This window comes from Arthrobacter sp. Leaf141, assembly GCF_001424565.1.
GTDB lineage: Bacteria > Actinomycetota > Actinomycetes > Actinomycetales > Micrococcaceae > Arthrobacter.
Genome location: NZ_LMOL01000010.1, coordinates 37415 through 60879, shown reverse-complemented (window position 1 = coordinate 60879; position 23465 = coordinate 37415). Strand labels below are relative to the sequence as shown.

At 67.7% G+C, this 23465-nt stretch carries 21 protein-coding genes; 5 read left to right on the top strand and 16 right to left on the bottom strand.

Annotated elements, in window-relative coordinates:
• Window positions 1–33 precede the first annotated feature (33 nt).
• Window positions 34–1848, bottom strand: coding sequence for a glycerol-3-phosphate dehydrogenase/oxidase (locus tag ASF72_RS09230; protein ID WP_050684678.1), 1815 nt, complete (start codon window positions 1846–1848; stop codon window positions 34–36).
• A gap of 122 nt (window positions 1849–1970) precedes the next feature.
• On the opposite strand from ASF72_RS09230, the gene ASF72_RS09225 reads away from it, so the two are divergent.
• From ASF72_RS09225 to ASF72_RS09210, 4 genes are read left to right on the top strand one after another with little or no spacing between them, the layout of a single operon-like run.
• Window positions 1971–2945, top strand: a complete 975-nt coding sequence (locus ASF72_RS09225; RefSeq protein WP_050684677.1) for a sugar-binding transcriptional regulator — start codon at window positions 1971–1973, stop codon at window positions 2943–2945.
• 10 nt (window positions 2946–2955) lie between these two features.
• The gene (locus ASF72_RS09220) at window positions 2956–3825 is read left to right on the top strand and encodes an aldo/keto reductase (RefSeq protein ID WP_050684676.1); all 870 of its coding nucleotides are present in this window, start codon (window positions 2956–2958) and stop codon (window positions 3823–3825) included.
• An 11-nt stretch (window positions 3826–3836) separates the two neighbouring features.
• Window positions 3837–4757, top strand: coding sequence for an alpha/beta fold hydrolase (locus tag ASF72_RS09215; RefSeq protein WP_056598202.1), 921 nt, complete (start codon window positions 3837–3839; stop codon window positions 4755–4757).
• Window positions 4754–5830: a glycosyltransferase family 4 protein gene (locus ASF72_RS09210; protein WP_056598199.1), complete on the top strand. Its 1077-nt coding sequence runs from the start codon at window positions 4754–4756 to the stop codon at window positions 5828–5830. Before ASF72_RS09215 ends, ASF72_RS09210 begins: the two co-directional genes overlap by 4 nt.
• On the opposite strand, the gene ASF72_RS09205 is transcribed toward ASF72_RS09210, so the two are convergent.
• From ASF72_RS09205 to pyrR, 13 genes are all read right to left on the bottom strand, one after another.
• Complete coding sequence (locus ASF72_RS09205) at window positions 5827–7938, bottom strand: primosomal protein N' (protein WP_056598197.1); 2112 nt, start codon at window positions 7936–7938, stop codon at window positions 5827–5829. The two genes, ASF72_RS09210 and ASF72_RS09205, sit on opposite strands and share 4 nt — an antisense overlap.
• 89 nt (window positions 7939–8027) lie before the next feature.
• Entirely contained in the window at window positions 8028–9263 is a 1236-nt protein-coding gene (metK, locus tag ASF72_RS09200) for a methionine adenosyltransferase (RefSeq protein ID WP_050684672.1), read from the bottom strand.
• Window positions 9264–9340: 77 nt separating this feature from the next.
• Complete coding sequence (coaBC, locus tag ASF72_RS09195; RefSeq protein WP_056598195.1) at window positions 9341–10579, bottom strand: bifunctional phosphopantothenoylcysteine decarboxylase/phosphopantothenate--cysteine ligase CoaBC; 1239 nt, start codon at window positions 10577–10579, stop codon at window positions 9341–9343.
• A gap of 39 nt (window positions 10580–10618) precedes the next feature.
• A complete protein-coding gene (gene rpoZ / locus ASF72_RS09190; RefSeq protein ID WP_003800778.1) occupies window positions 10619–10879 on the bottom strand; it encodes a DNA-directed RNA polymerase subunit omega in 261 nt (86 codons plus the stop codon).
• Window positions 10880–10914: 35 nt separating this feature from the next.
• A complete protein-coding gene (gmk, locus tag ASF72_RS09185; protein WP_050684670.1) occupies window positions 10915–11487 on the bottom strand; it encodes a guanylate kinase in 573 nt (190 codons plus the stop codon).
• Between the two features lie 44 nt (window positions 11488–11531).
• Window positions 11532–11849, bottom strand: coding sequence for an integration host factor, actinobacterial type (mihF, locus tag ASF72_RS09180; protein ID WP_050684669.1), 318 nt, complete (start codon window positions 11847–11849; stop codon window positions 11532–11534).
• Window positions 11850–11961: 112 nt separating this feature from the next.
• Window positions 11962–12816, bottom strand: coding sequence for an orotidine-5'-phosphate decarboxylase (pyrF, locus tag ASF72_RS09175; protein WP_056598193.1), 855 nt, complete (start codon window positions 12814–12816; stop codon window positions 11962–11964).
• A complete protein-coding gene (carB, locus tag ASF72_RS09170; RefSeq protein ID WP_056598191.1) occupies window positions 12809–16123 on the bottom strand; it encodes a carbamoyl-phosphate synthase large subunit in 3315 nt (1104 codons plus the stop codon). The genes pyrF and carB overlap by 8 nt, the downstream gene beginning before the upstream one ends.
• Entirely contained in the window at window positions 16123–17352 is a 1230-nt protein-coding gene (carA, locus tag ASF72_RS09165; protein WP_157370950.1) for a glutamine-hydrolyzing carbamoyl-phosphate synthase small subunit, read from the bottom strand. Before carA ends, carB begins: the two co-directional genes overlap by 1 nt.
• Window positions 17353–17406: 54 nt before the next feature.
• A complete protein-coding gene (locus ASF72_RS09160; protein WP_056598190.1) occupies window positions 17407–17925 on the bottom strand; it encodes a PH-like domain-containing protein in 519 nt (172 codons plus the stop codon).
• Window positions 17925–19262, bottom strand: a complete 1338-nt coding sequence (locus ASF72_RS09155; protein ID WP_050684664.1) for a dihydroorotase — start codon at window positions 19260–19262, stop codon at window positions 17925–17927. The genes ASF72_RS09160 and ASF72_RS09155 overlap by 1 nt, the downstream gene beginning before the upstream one ends.
• Window positions 19262–20293 (bottom strand): aspartate carbamoyltransferase catalytic subunit, encoded by a 1032-nt coding sequence (locus ASF72_RS09150; protein ID WP_056598187.1) that lies wholly within the window; start codon window positions 20291–20293, stop codon window positions 19262–19264. The genes ASF72_RS09155 and ASF72_RS09150 overlap by 1 nt, the downstream gene beginning before the upstream one ends.
• Window positions 20290–20877 carry a bifunctional pyr operon transcriptional regulator/uracil phosphoribosyltransferase PyrR gene (gene pyrR / locus ASF72_RS09145; protein WP_050684662.1) on the bottom strand — a complete coding sequence of 196 codons (588 nt, stop codon included), beginning with the start codon at window positions 20875–20877 and terminating at the stop codon, window positions 20290–20292. The genes ASF72_RS09150 and pyrR overlap by 4 nt, the downstream gene beginning before the upstream one ends.
• 176 nt (window positions 20878–21053) lie before the next feature.
• Between pyrR and ASF72_RS09140 the strand changes: the two genes are divergently transcribed.
• Window positions 21054–22319, top strand: a complete 1266-nt coding sequence (locus ASF72_RS09140) for a PrsW family intramembrane metalloprotease (protein ID WP_050684661.1) — start codon at window positions 21054–21056, stop codon at window positions 22317–22319.
• 64 nt (window positions 22320–22383) lie between these two features.
• Here the strand turns inward: ASF72_RS09140 and nusB are convergent, their stop codons facing one another.
• Both nusB and efp read right to left on the bottom strand, forming a co-directional pair.
• Entirely contained in the window at window positions 22384–22794 is a 411-nt protein-coding gene (gene nusB, locus ASF72_RS09135) for a transcription antitermination factor NusB (protein WP_050684660.1), read from the bottom strand.
• On the bottom strand, window positions 22794–23357 hold the full coding sequence (gene efp, locus ASF72_RS09130) for an elongation factor P (RefSeq protein WP_050684659.1): 564 nt from the start codon (window positions 23355–23357) through the stop codon (window positions 22794–22796). The genes nusB and efp overlap by 1 nt, the downstream gene beginning before the upstream one ends.
• Between the last annotated feature and the right edge of the window lie 108 nt (window positions 23358–23465).

Sequence of the window (23465 nt, the reverse complement as noted above, 5' to 3'; positions counted from 1 at the left end):
GGGCGGTTTGCCGCCCCGGCGGTCAGTCCGGCCTCAGGCGACCAGGCTGTGGATTTCCACGCGGTGGAACCGCTGCAGCACCTCTTGGGCGTGCCGCACTTCGGCGGCCCTGGCGGCGGCATCCCAGTGCAGCGGGGCGCCCAGGACATCGGCCATTTCATTGAGCAGTTCGCCGGTCACCAGGCCCCGGAAGGCCAGGGAGGTGCGGCGGACCAGGATGTCCACGAGGTGGCCCACCTGCTCGTTGGCGGCCATGAACTCCAGTTCCCGGACACTCAGTTCGCGGGTGGAGTGCAGGGCACGGTCCGGCGCGGCGTCAAGGAACTCCATGACGGCTTCGGCGCGGGTACCGTAGCGGGTCAGGAGCCCCGCCGTGCGGTCAGCGTCCCGGTCTGCTGTCATGTGCGCCTTGATCCAGGCCTGAACCCCGGCCTCGTCGGCCGGGAAGCCGGCGCCGCCGCCGATGGCCAGTTGCGCCGTCGACACCTTGCGCTGCTCGCCCAGTTCGGCCAGGACATCGTTGGTGAGGTGCTCGGCCAGGGCCCGGAACGTGGTCCATTTGCCGCCCACCAGGCTGAGGACGGGCGCCGCCTGCGGGGCGCCGGCACCGGGGCCGCGGCGTTCAATCCGGTAATCGCGGGAGACGAAGCCGGGCTGGGTTGCATCGTGCCGGGGCAGCGGGCGGACGCCGGAGAAGGTGTAGACAATCTGCTCCCGCGAGACGGGGATGTCCGGGAAGACGTGGCCCACCAGTTCGAAGAAGTAGTCGATCTCCTCGTCGGTGCAGACGGCGTCCTGTGCCATGTCCGCGTCCACGTCGGTGGTGCCCACCAGGACGCGGTCGCCCATGGGGTAGATCAGGACGATCCGGCCGTCGGTGTGCTCGAAGAAGATTTCCCGGCCCTGGCAGGCGTCCAGCAGGGCGGGATGGTCCAGCACAATGTGCGAGCCCTTGGTGCCGCCCATAAAGGTCGACGCCGATCCCATGGCCCCGTTGGTCTGATCCACCCAGGCGCCGGTGGTGTTAACGATGACGTCGGCGGTGAAGTCGAACTCCTCCCCCGTCAGTTCGTCGCGGAGCCGGACCGTGCTGCCGCGGCCGGTGCCGGCGTTGGGCTGCTCCGTCGTTGATACCAGGGACAGGTAGTTGCTGGCCCGGGCGGTGTCGCCCTGGGCCGCGGCGGAGCCGGACTGGCCAGCTTTTTCGCCGTCCTGGAGGACGTCGAGGGTGAGCCGTTCGGGGTTGTGCACCGAGGCATCGAAGTAGGTGGCCGCGTACTTGACGTCCTGCCGCAGGCGGGGCAGCTCGGCCAGGGCACGCTTCCGGCCGCGGAACTGGTGCCGGGGAACGGTGCCGCCGTCGCGGGAGAAGGAATCGTAGAGGCTCAGGCCCACTTTGATGAGGAACGCGCCGCGTTCCTTGGGCTTGCCCTGCTTGTGGGTCAGGAAGCGGGCCGGTGCGGACAGGATGCCGGAGAACGTGCTGAAGATGGGGATGGTGGTCTGCAGCGGCTTCACGTAGTGGGGGGCAATGCGGAGCAGCCGGTTGCGTTCCACCACCGACTCCTGGACCAGCCGGAACTCACCGTTTTCCAGGTAGCGGATGCCGCCGTGGATCATGTGCGAGGAGGCTCCGCTGGCGCCCTGGCAGTAGTCGCCGCGTTCCACGAGCGCAACGTCCACGCCCTGCAGCGCCAGGTCGCGGAACGTTCCCACACCGTTGATGCCGCCGCCCACCACCAGCACCTTGGCGTGCGGCCGCCGGCGGAGGTTGTGCACTGAGGTGCGTTCAGCGCCCGGCTGCGGTGCCGCGGCTGCTGGTTCTGCGGGTGTTTCCTTCGGTCCCAAAACGACTCCCTTGGGCTTGGTGCGGTGCGGCCGCCCGGAGGTGTGCCGCCTTTACAACTATTCTTTTGAATAATGGAAAATGGCGTCAAGCTCTATGCACAAACGTGCAGAACGGACCTGCAATGGACCCCTCCCGGCATTCCGACGCGCTTCGGGCTGCGCAGATGTATTACCTCCAGGACCTCACAATGGATGCCATCGCCCGCGAGCTCAGGACGTCCCGCTCCACCGTTTCCCGGCTGCTTTCCTCTGCCCGGGACTCAGGCCTGGTGCAGATCCAGATCCGCAATCCCCTGGACACCGGACCCGAGCTGGAAGGCATGATCCGCCGCCATTACAACGTGGACGTGCACGTGGTTCCGGTCCTGGAAACGCTCAACGAGGCCGAAACCCTTGACCGGGTGGCGATGCAGGCGGCCCGGACCATCGGGCCCATCGTGGACTCGAACGCCATCATCGGCGTGGCCTGGGGCTCCACCCTGAGCGCCGTCAGCAGGCACCTCACCCGGAAGATCACGCACGACAGCGTGATCGTCCAGCTGAACGGCGCGGGCAACATGCACACCACGGGAATCACGTACGCCAGCGACATCATGCGCCGCTTCGGCAGTGCCTACGGTGCACGGGTGGAGCAGTTCCCGGTGCCCGCGTTCTTCGACCACGCCGGAACCAAAACGGCCATGTGGAATGAGCGCAGCGTGCAGCGGATCCTCGAACTGCAGGCCAAGATGAGCATCGCCATTTTCGGTGTCGGTTCCGTGGACGCCGACTACCCCAGCCACGTCTACGCCGGCGGTTACCTGGACGAAAGCGACCTGAATATCCTGGCCACCTCGGACGTGGTGGGCGACGTTGCAACGGTGTTTTTCCGCGGCGACGGCTCCTCGGACGGCATTGTGCTCAACGAGCGTTCCACCGGCCCCTCCCTGGCGCAGCTCAGGCAGGTCCGGCGGAGGATCTGCGTGGTCTCCGGGGAATCGAAGATCAACGGCCTCCGGGGCGCGCTCACAGCAGGCCTGGCCACGGACCTCATCCTGGACGAGGCCACTGCGCGGCGGCTGGTGGACTTTGAGGGGCTCGCGGCGGCAAGTGGGTAGAGTCGTGGACATGAGAACCTCACCCCGGCTTGGCCTGAACAACGGCGTGCTGATTGACCAGCTCGGTTTCGGGCTCTACAAGGTTCCGGCGGCGGGGACCGCGGATCTCGTGGCAGCGGCCCTGGATGCCGGCTACCGACACTTCGACACGGCAGCCATGTACGGCAACGAGACCGGCGTGGCCCGCGGGCTGTCGCCCCTGCTGGGCGGTCCGGCCGGCAGCGGCGGTTCCGGCGAGCTCAGCAACTCCCTGGCCCGCGGGGACCTGTTCATCACCACCAAGCTCTGGAACGACCACCATGGCTACGACGCCGCCCTGCGGGCCTTCGACACGTCCATGGTCAACCTGGGCCTGGACTACATCGACCTGTACCTGATCCACTGGCCGTGCCCGGCCAAGGACCTGTACCGGGAGACCTACCGCGCCCTGGAAACCCTCTACCGGGAAGGCAGGGTCCGCGCGATCGGCGTCAGCAACTTCCAGCCCGCCCACCTGGACCGGCTCCTGGAAACCGCAGAGGTGGTCCCCGCCGTCAACCAGGTCGAACTGCACCCCTGGCTGCAGCAGGAGGAGCTCCGGGCCAAACACGCCACCCTGGGGATCCGGACCGAGGCGTGGAGTCCGCTGGGCCGCGGCCAGGTCCTCACGGATCCCGGCATCGCCGGCATTGCGGCCGCCCACCACCGGACGCCCGCGCAGGTAATCCTCCGCTGGCACATGCAACTGGGCAACATCGCCATCCCCAAGGCATCCTCAGAACCGCGCCTCCGCGAAAACCTGGATGTTTTCGGCTTTGACCTGTCCGCGGCGGACATGGCCGCGCTCGCAGGCCTCGACCGGAACCAGCGCACCGGCTCCCACCCCGACACCGTCAACTAGGACCAGCACTTATGCAGACTGCAGACCCGGGCGCACCCACCTACCTCAGCGCAGGCCTGGCCGCGCGGACCACGGCCGGCGTGGTCCAGCTGGCGGGGGCTCCGGTGGCTTACTGGACCTACGAACCGCAGCACGCGGCCCCGGAAACCAGGACCATGCTGGTCATCCACGGCTTCCGCGGCGACCACCACGGCCTGCTGCGCGTGGCCGATCTCCTGCCGGACATGCGGATCATCATGCCGGACCTCCCCGGCTTCGGCAGCTCGGCCGCTTTCGCCGACGGCAACCACTCCGTGGCGCACTACGGCCGCTTCATCACCGGGTTCATGGCGGAACTGGGACTGGGGCCGGAGACCGTGCTGCTGGGCCATTCCTTCGGTTCCATCATCGCCGCGCACTTCGTGGCAGCTAACCCCGGCACCGTCACTCCGCTGATCCTGGTCAATCCGATCGCCGCACCCGCGCTGGAAGGGCCCAAGGGTGTCATGACGCGGCTGGCCGTGCTGTATTACCGGCTCGCGGCCCGCCTCCCCCGCCGCGCAGGGCTTGCCCTGCTCCGCAGCCCGTTGATTGTCCGGATCATGAGCGAGGCCATGGCAAAGACCAGGGACCCGGGACTGCGGGGGTTCATCCACGGCCAGCACCATGCCTATTTCAGCGCCTTCGCCGACCGGGACAGCCTGCTCGAATCGTTCACGGCGTCCGTCAGCGGCAACGTCACCGAGGTGGCCGCCCGGCTTACCCTGCCCGTCCTGCTGATCGCCGGCGAAAAGGATGAGATCGCCGCCCTGCCTGACCAGCACACCCTCCTGGCGCAGCTGCCGGACGGCGAGCTGAAGGTGATTCCCGGCGTCGGACACCTGATCCACTACGAAACGCCGGAACCGGCCGCCCACCACATCCGCAGCTTCCTGAAGGACCATCCCGCGTGAAGATCGTCATCGATGCCCGGTTCACCCGCACCGACCACCACGACGGCATCAGCCGCTACGGTGCCAGCCTGATCGCGGCGACCGCCAGGATCGCCGACGTCGAGATGCTGGTGTCCGATCCACGGCAGCTGGCCCTGCTGCCGGACGTGCCGTACACCCTGATCAGCAGCCCGTTATCGCCAAAAGAGCTGTTTGTGGCACGTCAGGTCAACAGGCTCGGCGCTGACGTGGTGGTCTGCCCGATGCAGACCATGGGCACGTGGGGCCGGAAGTACGGCCTGGTGCTGACCCTGCACGACCTGATCTACTACGAGCACCCCGCCCCGCCCGGATTCCTGCCGGCCCCTGTCCGGGTGCTGTGGCGGCTTTACCACAAGGCGTTCTGGCCGCAGCGGCTGCTGCTGGACCGCGCGGACACGGTGGCCACCATCAGCCGGACCACCGAGGCGCTGATGGCAAAGTACCGCTTGACCAAACGTCCGGTGGAAATCATCAGCAACGCACCCCAGCCGGACCAGGTGCCCCGCGACGCCGCTGCCGGCGCGGACCGCTCGCTGGTGTACATGGGCTCGTTCATGCCTTACAAAAACGTGGAAACCATGGTGGCGGGCATGGCCGGTCTGTCCGGGTTCACGCTGCACCTGCTCAGCAGGATCACACCCGCCCGGCGGGCGGAGCTGGAACGCCTGGTTCCTGCGGGCGCGCAGGTGGTGTTCCACAACGGGGTGACCGATGCGGAGTACGACGCGCTGCTCCGGAAGGCCACGGCGCTGGTCAGCCTGTCCCGGGCTGAGGGATATGGCCTGCCGCTGGTGGAGGCCATGGCCGTGGGCACGCCGGTGATTGCCAGTGACATTCCCATTTTCCGAGAAGTGGGCGGGGACGTTGCGGCGTACGTGGATCCGGCCTCGCCCGTCGGGTTCGCCGCGGCGGTGGCGGACCTGGCGGACCGGGAGCACTGGGAACAGGTGTCCCGCCGCTCCGTGGCCAGGGCCGCCCAGTTCAGCTGGGAGGACTCGGCCCGCCAGCTGGTGGCCGTCGCCGAGGGAATTGTCCGCCGGCGGCAGCTCTAGAGGACGTCCACGCCGTCCAGCCGCAGCTGCACCGGTTCCACGGTGCGCTTCGCGGCGGCCGCGGCCCGGGTGGCCCGGAGTACGCGGACCACGCCCGCGGCCTGGGCATAGGAGAAGAAGAGCAGTGTCCGCACGTCCTCAGCCGGCCGGCGTGCCGATGCCGGCCCGTTGAGGAGCACCGGCGCCGGCCCGGCGGTCCGCAGTGTTGTTCCTGCCGTGTCGAGTGCCGCGGCCACAGTGCCGGTGAAATGGTCGACGGCGGCGCGCGGCCCCGTCACGGAGGCGACCCGGACGGACGGCGGCAGCTGCAGTTCGGTCCGCAGGGCCAGTTCCCGGTAGGCGTGGCCGGCCGGATCCCAGCGCAGCAGGGCGCCCACCGCCGTGGTGTCTGCAGCGGTGACCACCACCAGGCCGCCGTCCGCTGCGGGGCGGACCAGTGCGGCAGCGTTGAACCAGCGCCGCACGGTGTCCTCGCCGGCGCGGAGGCTTTCCCGGCGCAGCAGCGACTCGCCGTCCAGCAGCAGCGCGGCCGCGTAGCCGCCCTCGGCCACAGGTTCGGCGCCAACCGTGGCCACCACCAGCGCCTTCCCGGAGCCTACGGTGGCCTTCACCTGGTCGCCGGATGAGGTGATGACTGTTTTGCCGGGAAAGGCCCGGCCCAGTTCCTCGGCGGTCCGCAGCACCCCGGTGGCGCCCTTGCGCAAATGCCGGCCACCGCAGTGCGTGCAACGCCAGTCCGGGGCGGGCGTGGAGCACCAACGGCATTGGGCCATGGCCGACCCCGCCCCGGCGATCGCCAGGGGGCCCTGGCAGGTTCCGCAGCGCGCCGGCTCCCGGCAGGTTTCACAGGCCAGCGACGGCGCGTAGCCGGCCCGGGCCACCTGCACGAGCACGGGGCCGCGCTCCAACCCGTCCTTCGCGGCACGCCAGGCTGCGCCGGGAAGCCGTGCGATGGAGGCAAGGGGGTCGCGCTCCTGCTCAAAGCTGTCGGCGGTATTCACCACCCGCGGTACCGTGCGCCGCATTTCGGTGCGGCCCGATTCCACAGGGAAGGCCCACCCTGCAGCCACCAGGCGCTGGACCTCGGTGCTTCGGGCGTGCCCTGCCAGAAGGCACGCGGTGCCCTCCTGTTCGGCGCGCAGCAGCAGGACCTCGCGGGCATGGGCGTAGGGTGCGCGCTGTTCGATGTGGAGGTCGTCGCCGTCGTCCCAGCAGGCAACAAGCCCCAGGTTGCGGACCGGGGCAAACGCAGCGGACCTGGTGCCGATGGCCACCGTGGCGGTTCCGGCGAGCAGGCGCAGGAAATTCCGGTAGCGGGGGGTGGGCCCGTCATCGGCAGTCAGCCGGGCCACTGCTTTGGCCGGTATAAGCGCCAGGACTGCGGCCTCGAGGCGGTCCAGGTCGCGGTAATCGGGGACCACCACCACGGCTCCCCTGCCCGCTGCGTGGGTGGCGGCGATGGCCTCGGCCATCAGCTGCGGCCAGCCCGCGGCGCCATAGCCCTGCAGCGGATGGAGCACGGCCCGGGGGGAACCCCCCTGGCCCAGGTGCCGCAGGTAGGCGGGCCCGTTGTGGTAGGTATCCCAGGCGGAGCCGGCATCCGGCGCAGCTGCGGGCGGATCCTGCTCCGCCCCGGATTCGCTTCGCGGGTAGTCCTTGTCCAGTTTGGCCACCCGCGGCGGAATGGCCACGCGGATGACGTCGCTGACAGTGCCGGCGTAACGGGCTGCGACGGCGTTCACCAGGTCGCGGATGGCCGGGGTGAGGACCGGTACCGGTGACACGACTTTGGCCAGCGGCACAAGCGTGTGGCCGGCGTCCGACTCCGCTGTGCGTTCCAGGAGGAAACCGCTGAGGTCCTGGCCGTTGAAGCTGACCTTGACCCGCACGCCTGGTTGGGCGGCCTGGTCGAGGGATTCCGGGACGGCGTAGTCGAAGGGCCGGTCCAGGTGCGGCAGCGTCGATTCCACCAGCACCCTGGCCACCGGCAGCTCCCGTGCCAGGGGTACGCCGGTGGGCAGCCGCCTGGCCGGGAAACCCTGCAGCAGTGTGGGCTGCAGGGCGCCCGGAAGCTCCAGTGCCGGTTGGGCGGGGGTGTCAGCAACCACTGCGGCTACCTCCGATCGGCCTGGTGGTGGATGGGTCCAGCCAATCACCAGGCACCGACAATCGGCCGGGAGCCCGGCGGCTGCGGACCCTAGGCGTTGAAGTAGGCCTTGAGGTCGTCCACGCGGTCGAGGCGTTCCCAGGTGAAGTCCGGATCGTCGCGGCCGAAGTGGCCGTGCGCTGCGGTCTTGGCGTAGATGGGCCGCTTCAGGTCCAGGGCGTCGATGATGGCCCGGGGCCGCAGGTCGAAGATCTCGGCTATCGCGGCGCTGATCCGGGCAGGATCGACAGTCTCGGTGCCGAAGGTTTCCACGTAGGTGCCAACGGGCCGGGCCTGGCCGATGGCGTAGGCGATCTGGATTTCCGCGCGCTTTGCCAGGCCGGCGGCCACCACGTTTTTAGCCACCCAGCGCATGGCGTACGCGGCGGACCGGTCCACCTTGGACGGGTCCTTGCCCGAGAACGCGCCGCCGCCGTGGCGGGCCATGCCGCCGTACGTGTCAACGATGATCTTCCGGCCGGTCAGGCCGGCGTCGCCCACCGGGCCGCCGATGACGAACTCGCCTGCCGGGTTAAGGATGTTCGCGGCGCGGGAGATGTCCAGGTTGGCGCCGGCCAGGACGGGTTCGATCACGATCGAGGCAAGGTCCGCGCGCAGCTGCGCGAGGCTGGTGCCTTCGGCGTGCTGGCTGGAGATGACCACCGTTTCGACGGACACGGGCACATCGCCGTCGTATCCCACGGTGACCTGGGTCTTGCCGTCCGGGCGCAGGTAGGCCAGTTCGCCGGACTTGCGCACCTGGGTGAGCCGTTCGGAGAGGCGGTGGGCCAACCAGATGGGGGTGGGCATAAAGGAGGGGGTCTCGTCGCTGGCGTAGCCGAACATCAGGCCCTGGTCGCCGGCGCCCTGAAGGTCGTAGTCGTCCTCCTGGCGGCCTTCCCGGGCTTCCAGGGAGTTGAAGACGCCACCGGCGATGTCGTTGGACTGCTGGCCGATGGAGACGGACACTCCGCACCGGGCACCGTCGAACCCGTTCGCTGAAGAGTCATAGCCGATGCCGAGGATGGTCTCCCGGACGATCTGGGGAATCTCGACGTATGCGTCGGTGGTGACCTCGCCTGCCACGTGGACCAGGCCGGTGGTGGCCATGGTTTCCACGGCAACCCTGGATTCAGGGTCCTTGGACAGCAATGCGTCCAGGATGGCGTCACTGATCTGGTCACAGATCTTGTCCGGGTGGCCTTCCGTCACGGACTCTGAGGTGAAGAGCCGGAGGGCGGCGGGCGTAGCCCGGGAGGTCTGGGGAAGGTGCAGCGGTAAAGTCACTCAACTACCTTACTGGTTGGAGGCGGCGCGCCCGCCGGGACATGACCCCGCGCTAAGCGGGGGTGGCCCGGATCACGTCAGGCGCGGTGCGGTACGTGGTTCAGTTCACAGCCGATCCTGCGGATGACTGCCGCCGCAACCTCGGTCTTGGTTCCGGCGGCCTCCTGTGGTTCGGAGCCGGAGCGGGACAGGATGACCACGGCGTTGGTGTCCTGGCCAAAAACCTTGTCCGCGCCCACGTGGTTGACCACCAGAAGGTCGCAGCCTTTGCGTTGCAGTTTGGCCTGCGCGTAAGCCAGCACACCGCCCTGTTCATCCCCGGTTTCGGCGGCGAAACCGACAATAAGCTGGTCTTCGCGCTCCGGGCCCTGGTTCCGGAGCTCCACCAGCTCCTGGAGGATGTCCGGATTGCGGACCAGGCTGATGACGGGGTCGGCGGTGTCGTCCCGCTTTTTGATTTTGGTGCCGGAGATTTCCGCCGGCCGGAAGTCGGCCACGGCGGCGGACATGATCACGACGTCGGAATCAGCTGCGGCGGCAAGGGCGGCTTCGCGAAGCTGCAGGGCAGTCTCCACGGACACCGTTTCGACGCCGGGAGGCGCAGGGACTTCCATGTGGGCGGCGAGCAGCCGGACTGTGGCGCCGGCGTTCCGGGCGGCCACGGCGAGGGCCACGCCCTGCTTGCCGGAGGACCGGTTGCCCAGGAACCGGACCGGATCCAGGGGTTCCCGGGTGCCGCCGGCGCTGATGGTGACGGTGCGGCCGGCCAGCGGCAGCGCGATGTCGGTGTCGCCGTGCATCAGGGCCATCGCGGCGGCGAAGATGTCTTCGGGCTCGGGCAGGCGGCCGGGTCCGGAGTCGGAGCCTGTCAGCCTGCCGCTGGCGGGTTCCAGGACCGCCACTCCCCTGCTGCGCAGGGTTTCCACGTTGGCGCGGGTTGCGGCGTGCTGCCACATCTCGGTGTGCATGGCGGGGGCGAAGAGCACGGGCCCGGAGGCCATCAGCAGCGTGTTGGTGAGTAGGTCACCGGCCTGGCCGGCTGCCGCTTTGGACAGAAGGTCCGCGGTGGCCGGGGCCACCACAACGAGGTCCGCCTCGTGGCCCAACCGGACGTGGTTAACCTGGTGGACGTCGTCGAAAACGCTGTTGCTCACCGGGTTGCCGGAGAGGGCTTCCCAGGTGGCAGTGCCGACAAACCGGGTGGACGCCTCGGTGGGGATCACCGTGACGTGATGGCCGGCTTCAGTAAAAAGCCGGAGGAGCGATGCCACCTTGTAGGCGGCAATCCCTCCCCCGACTCCGAGGACTATGCGCACGTGACCTCCGTCAACAGCAAGTCAGGCTCGGCTGCAGGACTACTCTGCGGCTTCGATCGGTGTGGACACCAGTTTGCCTTCGTTGATCTCGCGGAGCGCGATCGAGAGGGACTTTTCGTTCAACTTGGTGTCGACCAGCGGGCCAACGTACTCGAAGAGGCCCTCGTGCAGCTGGGCGTAGTAAGCGTTGATCTGGCGAGCACGCTTGGCACCGAAGATCACCAGGCCGTACTTGGAATCGGCTGCCTCAAGCAGCGAATCGATCGGCGGGTTAATGATGCCTTCAAGGTTCGTGGACACGAATTCTCCAAATTACTAGCGGGCTGACGAAGCGGTCAGTGTGGATGCGGGGTCAGCCCCATGAGTGAAACAAGCTCGTCCGCTGCCCGGCGGACGTCATCATTGATGACTGTGTGGTCGAACTCCGGTTCAGCAGCAAGTTCCACTTTACCGGTTTCCAGCCGTCGCTGCTGCTCCTCGGCGGATTCCGTGCCGCGGCCCACAAGCCGGCGGACCAGTTCTTCCCAGCTGGGCGGGGCCAGGAAGACGAACTGCGCCTCCGGGAGGGCCTCCTTGACCTGGCGCGCGCCCTGCAGGTCGATCTCCAGGAGGACCGACTTGCCGTCGGCGATGGCCTGGTTCACCGTGCTCTTCAGCGTGCCGTACGTGTTCTGCCCGTGCACCACCGCCCACTCAAGGAATTCACCCTCGGCAATGAGCCGTTCGAACTCGTCCTTGGATTTGAAGAAGTAGTGCACCCCGTCAACCTCGCCCGGGCGGGGCGCCCTGGTGGTGGCGGACACTGACAGCCACACTTCGGGGTAGTTGTCGCGGATGTAGGTGGACACGGTGCCTTTGCCAACAGCCGTCGGACCAGCGAGGACTGTCAGTCCAGGTAACTTGTGCACGTATTCCTTTTGCCGGGGGTGGGGATGCGGCCGGATGCGGCCCGCTAACTCTCGTCTATAAAATCTACCAGCGCCTGGCGCTGGTGCACGCCGAGGCCCCGGACCCGCCGGGACGCGGCAATGCCGAGCTGCTCCATGATGGCGGCGGCACGGACCTTTCCGATGCCGGGCAGCGATTCGAGCAGTTCGGACACGCGCATCCTGGCCAGGGCGTCGTCCTCCCCCGCCGAACTGATGATGTCCGCCGCGGAGCGCTTGCCGTTCTTCAGGCTCTCCTTGGCGTCCGCCCGGGTAGCCCTGGCGGCTGCCGCCTTGTGAAGTGCGTCAGCGCGTTCCGCAGCAGATAAAGGTCGCAGGACCATAAGAGGACACCCCCGGATTCGGCGGATGGTCCAGGGCGGCCGCCCTTGAACCTGTCCTGAAACTACTCTTCAGGACTGCGTGAATCAATGGATCGGCCTAAACGGCGCCCTATTACCCGCACAGCCCGTCCAGGGTCCGGGCCGCAGCTGCCCGGAGCCGGACCGGATCGGGGCCGGCGGACAGGATGTCGCGGCTGGATGTGCCCAGCACCTGCGGATACGCCGCGCCGAACGTGGCGCGCAGATCCGCGGGGGTGGCCCCCTGTGCTCCCAGTCCCGGAGCCAGGATGGGGCCGCGGACGGCCGCCAGATCAAGGTCCAGGCTTGCCAGAGCGGAGCCCACGGTGGCGCCGACCACCAGGCCCACCGAGCCCAGGTCCCCGGCGTAGCGGGTGTTCTCCGCTGCCGCCGCTTCGACGATCCGCCGGGCCACGGAGTCCGCACCGCCAACGTGCTGGACGGAAGCGCCTTCCGGGTTGGACGTCAGTGCCAGGACAAATACGCCCCGGCCCGTTTCCGCGGCCAGGTCCAGCGCCGGGCGCAGCGACTCAAAGCCCAGGTAGGGGCTGAGGGTCACGGAGTCCGCGGCGAGCGGCGAACCGTCCCGCAGCCAGGCGTCCGCGTAGGCGGCCATGGTGGAGCCGATGTCGCCGCGTTTGGCGTCCGCGATGGTCAGCACGCCCGTCTCGGTGGCAGCTGCGAGCAGTTCCTCGAGCACCGCCATGCCGGCCGAGCCGTGGCGTTCGTATAGGGCCACCTGCGGCTTGATCGCGGCAGCGAGGGAACCTACGGCGTGCAGGACGGTGCGGGAAAACGTCCGCAGCCCTTCGGCGTCGTCGTTCAACCCCCACGCGGACAGCAGGCCCGGGTGCGGGTCAATGCCCACGCACAGCGGGCCGCGGCTGGCCATGGCCGCGCCGAGCCGGGAACCGAAAGGCTCCCGGCCGGCGGATTCCTGCTCAGGCATTCCGGCGGGCCGCTTCCTGCGAGGCGGCCAGCGCGGCAGCGTGTTCCTGCAGGCTGGTGACGGACCATTCGTAGGTGCGCATGGCCTCGATGGCCTGGACCGCCGCGTTGAACTCAGCCACCGTGGTGATGCAGGGAATCCCGATCGAGGTTGCCGCTGCCCGCAGTTCGTAGCCGTCGCTTCGGGCTTCGCCGCCGGAGGGGGTGTTGAAGACCATGTCGATCTCCCCGGCGACGACCAGGTCCGCGATGGTGCCTTCCCCGTCGGCACTGGATCCCTCGGCCACCTTGCGGACCGGGGTGGCCTGGATGCCGTTGCGGCGCAGGACGTCTGCGGTACCGCCGGTGGAGACGATCTCGAAGCCCAGGTCGGAGAGCCGCTTGACGCCCATAATCACGGAGCGCTTGTCCCGGTTGGCCACGGAGACAAAGATCTTGCCTTCAGTGGGCAGGGCGTTGTTGGCTGCGGCCTGGCTCTTGGCGAAGGCGGTGTCGAAGTGCTTGTCGATGCCCATGACCTCACCGGTGGACCGCATTTCGGGGCCAAGCAGGGAGTCAACCACCTTGCCCTCCACGGTGCGGAAGCGGCTGAACGGCAGCACGGCCTCCTTGACGGACACGGGGGCGTCCAGCGGGAGCGTGGAACCGTCGCCGGTTTCCGGCAGCATCTTGTAATCGCTGCGGAGCTGGCCAATCGTGACGCCGGTGCCGATCAGGGCAGCGGCCTTGGCCATCTGCACGCCCGTGGCCTTGGACACAAACGGTACGGTGCGGGAGGCCCGCGGGTTGGCTTCGAGGACGTAAAGGACGTCGGAGGCCAGCGCGAACTGGATGTTGATCAGGCCCCGGACGCCGACGCCTTCAGCGATGGCGCGGGTTGCCGTGCGGACCCGTTCGAGCACGTTGGTGCCCAGGGTGATGGGCGGCAGGACACAGGCGGAGTCGCCGGAGTGGATGCCGGCTTCCTCGATGTGCTCCATGATGCCGCCCAGGTACATGTCGGTGCCGTCAAAGAGGGCGTCGACGTCGATTTCGACGGCGTCCTCAAGGAACCGGTCGATCAGGACCGGGTGGTCCGGGGTGATTTCCGTGGCGTTGGCGATGTAGCGGGACAGATTGGGCTCGTCGTAGACGATTTCCATGCCGCGGCCGCCCAGCACGTAGGACGGGCGGACCAGGACGGGGTAGCCGATTTCGTCGGCGATCTTCTTGGCGTCCTCGAAGGACACGGCGGTGCCGTTCTTCGGGGCGATCAGGCCGGCCTGGTCCAGGACCCGGGAGAACATGCCGCGGTGCTCGGCAAGGTCGATCGCTTCCGGTGAGGTGCCCAGGATGGGCACGCCGGCGTCGGCGAGCTGCTGCGCCAGCTTCAGCGGCGTCTGGCCGCCCAGCTGGACGAAGACACCCATCACGCCGCCGGTGCGCTCTTCAGCGGCAATGACTTCGAGGACGTCCTCGAGGGTGAGCGGCTCGAAGTACAGCCGGGTGGAGACGTCGTAGTCGGTGGACACCGTTTCCGGGTTGCAGTTGACCATGACCGTTTCGTAGCCGGCCTTGCGCAGCGCCATGGAGGCGTGGACGCAGGAGTAGTCGAATTCGATGCCCTGGCCGATCCGGTTGGGCCCGGAGCCCAGGATCAGGATCGACGGCTTGGCATGCATCGCCACCTCGTCCTCTTCGTCGTAGGACGAGTAGTGGTACGGGGTGTAGGCGGCGAATTCGGCGGCGCAGGTGTCCACCGTTTTGTAGACCGGGCGGATCCCCAGGGCCTGGCGGACACCGCGGACCACAGCTTCGGAGTTGTGTGTCAGCGCGCCGATCTGCTCGTCGGAGAAGCCGTGGCGTTTGGCCCGCTCCAGCATTTCCTTGGTCAGGGCGGAGGCCTGGCGGATTTCGTGCGAGATCTCGTTGAGCAGCTGCAGCTGGTCCAGGTACCAGGGGTCGATCTTGGTGGCCTCGAACAGCTGTTCCACAGTGGCGCCGCCCAGGAGGGCGCGCTGGACCTGGTGCAGGCGGTCAGTGGTGGGGCGCTTGGACTTCTCGATCAGCTCAGCGACTTCCCATTCCGGGACGCTGCTGAAGTCCAGCTGCGAGCCCTTCTGCTCCAGGGAGCGCAGCGCCTTCTGCAGGGCCTCGGTGAAGTTGCGGCCCATGGCCATGGCCTCGCCCACGGACTTCATGGTGGTGGTGAGGGTGTTGTCGGCGGCGGGGAATTTCTCGAACGCGAACCGGGGAACCTTGACCACCACGTAGTCCAGCGTCGGCTCGAAGGACGCCGGGGTCTTCTGCGTGATGTCGTTGGGGATCTCGTCCAGGGTGTAGCCCAGCGACAGTTTCGTGGCGATCTTGGCGATCGCGAAGCCGGTGGCCTTGGAGGCCAGGGCGGAGGACCGGGAGACGCGCGGGTTCATCTCGATCACAACAACGCGTCCCGTGTCAGGCTCCACGGCGAACTGGATGTTGCAGCCGCCGGTGTCAACGCCGACTTCGCGGATGACGGCGATGGAAATGTCACGCAGCCGCTGGTACTCGCGGTCGGTGAGGGTCAGCGCCGGGGCCACGGTGATGGAGTCGCCGGTGTGGACGCCTACGGGGTCGAAGTTCTCGATGGAGCAGACCACCACAACGTTGTCGTTTTTGTCGCGCATCATCTCAAGCTCGTACTCCTTCCAGCCCAGGATGCTCTCTTCAAGGAGCACCTCGGATGTAGGGCTGTACTGCAGGCCCTGGCCGACGATGCGGCGCAGGTCGCTTTCGTCGTACGCGAGGCCGGAGCCCAGGCCGCCCATGGTGAAGGAGGGACGGACCACCATGGGGTACCCCAGGTCCTCGGCGGCCTTGAGGGCCTCGTCGATGGTGTGGATGATGTGGCTGCGGGCCGATTCGGCGCCGCAGCGCTCCACCACTCCCTTGAACTTTTCGCGGTCCTCGCCGAGTTCGATCGCGGCGATGTTGGCGCCGATCAGCTCCACGTTGTACTTCTCCAGCACACCGTTCTTGTCCAGGGCGATGGCCGTGTTCAGGGCCGTCTGCCCGCCGAGGGTGGGGAGGACAGCGTCAGGCCGTTCCTTGGCGATGATCTTCTCCACCACCTCGGGGGTGATGGGTTCGATGTAGGTGGCGTCGGCGAACTCGGGGTCCGTCATGATGGTGGCCGGGTTCGAGTTCACCAGGATGACCCGCAGGCCCTCCTCCTTGAGGACACGCAGTGCCTGGGTGCCGGAGTAGTCGAATTCGGCGGCCTGGCCGATGACGATCGGGCCGGAACCGATGACCAGGACGCTTTTGAGGTCAGTTCTCTTGGGCATTACTTGGTGTCCTCAGTGTTGTCGTTGGTGTTCTGGGCGCCGTTTTTGGTGCTTTCCATCAGGTCGATGAACCTGTCGAAGAGGTAGGCGGCGTCGTGCGGGCCGGCTGCGGCTTCGGGGTGGTACTGGACCGAGAACGCGGGGATGTCGAGGCAGGCGAGGCCTTCGACGACGTCATCGTTGAGGCTGACGTGGCTGACCTCAACGCGGCCGAAGCGCTCCTCGGGGGCCAAGGTGGCGCCGTCGAGCGGAGCGTCCACGGCGAAACCGTGGTTCTGCGAGGTGATTTCCACCTTGCCGGTGCGGCGGTCCATGACGGGCTGGTTGATGCCCCGGTGGCCGTAGCGCAGCTTGTAGGTGCCGAATCCGAGGGCGCGGCCCAGGATCTGGTTGCCGAAGCAGATGCCGAAGTACGGCAGTTTCTCGTCCAGGACGGAGCGGAGGAGGTTGACCTGGGCGTCGGCGGTGGCGGGGTCGCCTGGCCCGTTGGACATAAAGAAGCCGTCCGGGTTGACGGCCTGGACATCTGCCAGGGTGGCGGTGGCGGGCAGGACGTGGACCCGGACACCGCGTTCGGCGAAGCGGACAGGCGTCATGGTCTTGATGCCGAGGTCGATCGCGGCGATGCTGAAGCGGGCGTCGCCGTCCCAGCCGTGGTCAGCGGGCTCCACGACGTAGGCTTCGTCAACGCTGACTTCCTCCGCGAGCCGGGACCCTTCCATCGGTGAGCTCGCCAGGACGGCGGAGACCAGTTCCTTATCCGTGGCGTTGGCCGCGTCGCCCGAGAAGATCCCGGCGCGCATGGTTTTGTTTTCCCGCAGGTGGCGGGTGATGGCGCGGGTGTCGACGCCCTGGATGCCTACAACGCCCTGTTCGATGAGTTCCTCGTCCAGGGAACGCTCGGAACGCCAGTTTGAGGGGCGGCGGGCGGCGTCGCGGACCACGTAGCCGGCCACCCAGATCCGCCGGGACTCGGCGTCGTCCTTGTTCACACCGGTGTTGCCGATATGCGGGGCGGTCTGCACCACCAGCTGGCGGGCGTAGGAAGGATCCGTGATGGTTTCCTGGTAGCCCGTCATGCCGGTGGCGAACACTGCCTCGCCCAGGGCCGTTCCGGTGGCGCCGTAGCTGCGGCCGCGGAAGATGCGGCCGTCCTCGAGGACCAGTGCTGCCGGGGCGGACGGGGTGCCGTGGTTGGCGGCACTTCGGGGTGTGGCGGTTGCTGTCACTGTTTTCGCTTTCACTGCTGGGTCTGTGGCGTTGCGGGTTTCGGTCACTGGGTCCTACTTTCCACTGGTGGTGCCAGCCGCGGGGGCTGGGGAGATCAGGTCCGTAAGGGCGGCGTGCAGGACGTCCTTGTCGGCGGCCCGGCGGGTCCGGAAACCGGTGTCCAGTTCCCGGCTGCCAAGCAGCCAGGTGAGCACCAGCAGGCCGTCCTTTTCGACGAACTTGCCTGCCATGCCGCTGTCCTGCCGGACCCCGGTGAGGGACGCGGCAGGGATGTAGAGGGCGGGAGCGCCGGTGCGCTCGAAGAACACCCCGTGCGGGTGGACGGCGAGGGTGGCGTTGGTGCGGATGCCGAGGCTCTGCACGGCGATCCGGTCCAGCCAGTCGCCGCCGGTGGTGGTGGCAACGTACTGGCCCTCGGCAGAGGTGATGGGCTCGCCAGGTGCGGCGGGCACGGCGGGGAGCTGTTCGACGTCGGACTGGCGCTTGAGCCGGTTCCGCCAGCCGATCCAGATCAGGACAAACACAACGGCGATGACCGCCAGCATCAGGAGTCCGGGGAGGATTCTGTCCATCAGGCGGCCCCTTCCGTGGTTCCGGCGCCGCGGTAGGGGGTGTTCAGGGCGCCGTTGAGGACTGTGGGGTGGCCCTTGAAGAACGTGGCCACCACCTTGCCGGGAAGCTCCAGGCCCTTGAACGGCGAATTGCGGCCCATGGTGGCCATGGCCGAGGGGTCCACGGTCCAGCGCGCGGCGGGATCCACGAGCACCACGTTGGCTGGCTCACCAGCTTCCAGCGGCCGGCCCTGGTCTGTTACCCGGCCGATCACGGCGGGCACGGTGGAGGTGACCCGGGCGAAGTCCGCCCAGCTGAAGAGCCCGGTTTCGATCATGGTTTCCTGCACCACCGACAAGGCTGTCTCGAGGCCCGTCATGCCCATGGCCGCCTGCGCCCATTCGCATTCCTTGTGCTCGCTGGGGTGCGGTGCGTGGTCCGTGCCGATCACGTCGATGGTGCCGTCGGCCAGCGCCGCGCGGAGGGCCTGGACGTCGGCGTCGGTGCGCAGCGGCGGGTTGACCTTGAAGACGGGGTCGTAGCTGCGGACCAGGTCATCGGTGAGCAGGAGGTGGTGGGGGGTGACTTCGGCGGTGACGTTGATGCCGCGTTCCTTGGCCCAGCGGATGATTTCCACCGATCCGGCGGTGGAGACGTGGCAAACGTGCAGGCGGGAACCGACGTGCTGGGCGAGCAGGACATCGCGGGCGATGATGCTTTCCTCGGCGACGGCGGGCCAGCCGGCAAGCCCCAGGACGGAGGAGACTTCCCCCTCGTTCATCTGGGCGCCCTCGGTGAGGCGCGGTTCCTGCGCGTGCTGGGCCACCACGCCGTCGAACGCCTTGACGTATTCCAGCGCCCGGCGCATCAGCACGGGGTCGTGGACGCAGATGCCGTCGTCGGAGAAGACCCGGACGCCGGCGCGGGAGTCCGCCATCGCGCCGAGTTCCGCGAGCTGCTTGCCGGCCAGGCCCACCGTGACGGCGCCTACGGGGCGGACGTCCACCCAACCGGCGGCCTTGCCGAGGCTGTGGACCTGTTCCACAACGCCGGCGGTGTCGGCGACGGGGTTGGAGTTGGCCATGGCGTGCACGGCCGTGTAACCGCCAAGGGCGGCCGCGCGGGTGCCGGTTTCCACGGTTTCGGCGTCTTCACGGCCGGGTTCGCGGAGGTGCGTGTGGATGTCCACCATGCCGGGCAGCGCCACCAGGCCGGCTGCCTCGATGACGGTGGCGTCCCCGGCTGCCAGGCCGGTGCCGGTTTCGGCGATGACGCCGTCGCGGATCAGCAGGTCTGCAGGGGCGCCGCCCAGCACGGAGGCGCCGCGGATCAGGTAGGTTCCGGTGTTCGCTGCCATCAGATGCTCTCCTTGGTGGAAGGGGCGGCGCCGGCGAAGTGGCCCGCTCCCGGGGTGGCGGCTGGTTCGCGGGTGTCCCCGGAAAGCAGCAGGTACAGTGCGGCCATCCGGACGGACACGCCGTTGCGGACCTGGGCCAGGACGGTGGAACGCGGTGAGTCGGCGGCCGCGGAACTGATTTCGAGGCCGCGGTTCATGGGCCCGGGGTGCATGATGATGGTGTCCTTCATGCCCAGGGTGTCCAGGGACCGCAGCCGGTTGTCATCAAATCCCCAGCGGCGGGAGTATTCGCGGGTGCTGGGGAAGAACGAGGCGTTCATGCGTTCGCCCTGGACCCGGAGCATCATGACGGCGTCGACACCCTGCTCGAGGGTGCGGTCCATGTCATAGCTGACCTTGCAGGGCCACTGTTCGACGCCGATGGGCAGCAGGGTGGGCGGGGCCACCAGGGTGACGTCGGCGCCCAGGGTGCGCAGGAGCCACACGTTGGAGCGGGCCACCCGGGAGTGCAGGACGTCGCCGGCGATGGCCACCCGCATGCCGGACAGGTCGGCGCCCTGGGAACCGGTGCCTGCCAGCCGCGACCAGTGGCGGCGCATGGTGAAGGCATCCAGCAGGGCCTGGGTGGGGTGTTCGTGGGTGCCGTCGCCGGCGTTGATGACGGCGGCGTCGATCCAGTCGGTGGAAGCGAGGCGGTGCGGCGCGCCGGAGGCCCAGTGCCGGATGACCACGGCGTCCGCACCCATGGCGGCCAGCGTCTGCGCGGTGTCCTTCAGCGATTCGCCCTTGGAGACCGAGGATCCCTTGGCTGCGAAGTTGATGACGTCGGCGGAGAGGCGCTTGGCGGCGGCTTCGAAGGAGATGCGGGTCCTGGTGGAGTCCTCGAAGAAGAGGTTCACTACGGTGCGGCCGCGCAGGGCGGGCAGCTTTTTGACTTCGCGGTCCCCCACGGCGGCCATTTCCTCGGCGGTGTCCAGGATGCGGATGGCGTCGCCGCGGCTGAGGTCCTGGGTGGAGAGCAGGTGCCTCATGCGCCGCCCTCGATCACTACTTCGTTGACGGGGTCGCCGCCGGGCGCGGTGTCGGTCTCTTCGAGCCGGACCCGGACTTTCTCGGACGACGACGTGGGAAGGTTTTTGCCCACGTGGTCTGCACGGATGGGCAGTTCGCGGTGGCCGCGGTCGATCAGCACGGCCAGCCGGACGATCCGGGGGCGGCCAAGGTCGATCAGGGCGTCCAGGGCGGCGCGGATGGTCCGCCCCGAGTACAGGACGTCGTCGATCAGCACCACCACTTTGTTGTCGATGCCGGTGCGGGGAAGCCTTGTGGGGTACACGGGGCGGGTGCCCTGGTGGGAGAGGTCGTCGCGGAACATGGTGACGTCCAGCTGGCCCACGATCGTGGCGGCGTCAACGGTGGGGTCTGCGGCGGCGATTTTTTCGGCCAGCCGCACTGCCAGCGGGTAGCCGCGGCGTGGAATGCCAAGCAGGACCAGGTCCTTCGAGCCTTTGTTGGCTTCGAGGATCTCATGGGCGATACGAGTGAGTGCCCGGTCAATGTCCGCCGGGCTGAGGACAACCCTGGCTGGAACCGGCGCGCTGGTGACAGATGTCAACGCTCGTCTCCCCTTTCCCCGCCTCACTGGACGGAATTAAAAAAGGATCATGTGCGTTTCAAAATTACCATACGGGCGGCCGGTAATCCGGCCTGTGACGGGCGGCGCTGGTCACATCCGCGGGTGCCGGGCCGGGGTCCTTGGAGCCATGGCCGGGCCCGCCTAGGCTGGCCGTTATGTCGATGCCCCCGCACCAGCCATCCGGTGATCCTTCCGCCGGCCCCGGCCGGCCGTTTCCCGCCCAGGCCAATCCCAGCTGGATGGGCCAGGTCCGGCAGCAGGACTACCGCCCGGCGCCCGGCCACCAGGGCAGGGCACTGGCCCCCGTGATGCCGGGCCCGGCGCAGGACTCCCTGCAGCGCTCACCGGGGAGGCGTGGCGGGTTGCTTGGGCTGACCATTGGCGGCAGTGTCCTGGCGTTCCTGAGCCTGTTCCTTGTGGTGCCGTTCCTGTTCGCCAATACCGGGCCCGGCGGGCTGGTGATCGGCTTCGTGGCCTCGTTGGTTCCGTTGTCCATTGTGCTGCTGGCTGTCCAGGCGATCGACAAATGGGAACCGGAGCCCAAGCGGCTGTTGTTTTTCGCCTTCACCTGGGGCGCGGCAGTGTCCATCGCCGTGACCCTGCTGATCCAGCCGCTGTTTGTGGTGACGTTCCAGTTCTCCGACGAGCCGGACCTGCGGACCTACCTGGCCACGGTCCAGGCGCCCATTGTGGAGGAGTTCGCCAAATCGCTGGGTCTGCTGGTCATCCTGCTGCTGGCGCGCCGCCATTTTGACGGACCGGTGGACGGGGTGGTGTTTGCCTTCACCATCGCGGGTGGCTTCGCTTTTACGGAAAACATCCTGTATTTCGGCCGGGCCATCGCGGAATCCACGGACCCCGCGGGCGACTTTGCCCAGGTGTTTTTCCTCCGGGGCATCATGTCGCCTTTTGCGCATGCCTTATTCACCGGCACCACCGGCCTGGTCATGGGCTTCGCAGCCCGGCGCTGGCATGCCGGCGCCTCGGTGGCCGCGTTTTTTGTGGGGCTGCTCCCGGCCATGCTCCTGCACAACCGCTGGAACAGCATGGGCCAGGGCTTCCTGCTTGATTACGCGCTGGTCCAGGTGCCCATCTTCCTGCTCGCCGTGGCCGGCATCATCCTGCTGCGCGTTGCCGAGAAGCGGCTGACCCGGCAGCGGCTGCTGGAGTATTCGGCTGCCGGCTGGTTCACTGCCCAGGAGGTGCAGTTGCTCGCCACCCTGGCCGGCCGCCGGGCGGCCCTGGCATGGGCGGCAGGCTACGGCCGGAAACGGCAGATGAAGGACTTCATCAGAGCCGCCACCCGGTTGGCCAACATCCGCCAGCGCATCCTCAGCGGCAGGGACGTCCCGCTGCACCAGGCGGAGGAGCGGCAGCAGCTGCAACGGGTCCTGGCGCTCCGGGCCTCCGTGGCGGGCTGAGCCGGATGCACAAAAGGCCCCGCTCAGAGGAGCGGGGCCTTCCGTAACCAGTAGATGGCCCGGGTTAGGCCAGCAGTGAGGGTTTCAACTGCTGCAGCCGGCCCAGGAGGCCGTTGATGAACTGCGGCGACTCGTCAGTGGACAGCGTCTTGGCCAGCGCTACTGCTTCGCTGACCGCAACACCGTCGGGGACGTCGTCGTTGTAGAGCAGTTCCCAGGTGCCGATCCGCAGGATGATGCGGTCAACCGAGGGCATCCGCTCCAGCGTCCAACCCTGGGAGTACGTTTCGAGGAACTCGTCGATGGTGGGCTGCTGGGAGACCACACCCTCAACGATTTCCAGGGTGTAAGGGTTGATGATCTGGTCAGTCTTTTCCCGACGGGCGCGGAGGACATCAAAGGCAGACACTGAACGCTGCTCAGCCTCAAAAAGTACGTCCAGCGCCTTGGTCCGGGCTTTACCGCGTGCGCTCACTACTCGGAAACCCGGCCGAGGTAGCTGCCGTCACGGGTGTCCACCTTGACCTTGGTGTTGTTCTCCACGAAAAGCGGGACCTGGATCTCGTAGCCGGTTTCCAGGGTGGCCGGCTTGGTACCGGCGGACGAACGGTCGCCCTGCAGGCCCGGTTCGGTGTAGGTGATTTCGAGTACAACGCTGGGCGGCAGCTCGATGTAGAGCGGGTTGCCTTCGTGGATCGCGATGTTGACCATCTGGTTCTCAAGCATGAAGTTGGTGGCGTCGCCTACGGTGGCGGCGGACACGGTGATCTGGTCGTAGTCCGAGGTGTCCATAAACACGTAGTCCGCACCGTCCTGGTACAGGTACTGGTAGTCGCGGCGGTCAACGGTGGCGGTCTCGATCTTGAGCCCGGCGTTGAACGTCTTGTCAACAACCTTGCCGGACATCACGTTGCGCATCTTGGTGCGGACGAAGGCGCCACCCTTGCCGGGCTTGACGTGCTGGAATTCAATGATGTTCCAGAGCTGGCCCTCAAGCTTCAGGACCGTACCGTTCTTGATGTCGTTAGTGGTTGCCACTGTTTCCTCAGGTTTCCGTATCGGGTTGCGTGCAGACGCTGTATGCCGGGCGGGCACGCCAAACGGCTTGCCGGCGCCTGTTTGTCAAAAATCCAAGAATCATTCTAC

Excerpts from the sequence above, each read along its gene's own strand:
- ASF72_RS09225 (WP_050684677.1), top strand. The coding sequence starts at position 1,971 with ATGGACCCCTCCCGGCATTCCGACGCGCTTCGGGCTGCGCAGATGTAT.
- ASF72_RS09220 (WP_050684676.1), top strand. The coding sequence starts at position 2,956 with ATGAGAACCTCACCCCGGCTTGGCCTGAACAACGGCGTGCTGATTGAC.
- ASF72_RS09215 (WP_056598202.1), top strand. The coding sequence starts at position 3,837 with ATGCAGACTGCAGACCCGGGCGCACCCACCTACCTCAGCGCAGGCCTG.
- mihF (WP_050684669.1), bottom strand. The coding sequence starts at position 11,849 with ATGGTCCTGCGACCTTTATCTGCTGCGGAACGCGCTGACGCACTTCAC.
- pyrF (WP_056598193.1), bottom strand. The coding sequence starts at position 12,816 with ATGCCTGAGCAGGAATCCGCCGGCCGGGAGCCTTTCGGTTCCCGGCTC.
- carB (WP_056598191.1), bottom strand. The coding sequence starts at position 16,123 with ATGCCCAAGAGAACTGACCTCAAAAGCGTCCTGGTCATCGGTTCCGGC.
- ASF72_RS09160 (WP_056598190.1), bottom strand. The coding sequence starts at position 17,925 with ATGGACAGAATCCTCCCCGGACTCCTGATGCTGGCGGTCATCGCCGTT.
- ASF72_RS09155 (WP_050684664.1), bottom strand. The coding sequence starts at position 19,262 with ATGGCAGCGAACACCGGAACCTACCTGATCCGCGGCGCCTCCGTGCTG.
- ASF72_RS09150 (WP_056598187.1), bottom strand. The coding sequence starts at position 20,293 with ATGAGGCACCTGCTCTCCACCCAGGACCTCAGCCGCGGCGACGCCATC.
- ASF72_RS09140 (WP_050684661.1), top strand. The coding sequence starts at position 21,054 with ATGTCGATGCCCCCGCACCAGCCATCCGGTGATCCTTCCGCCGGCCCC.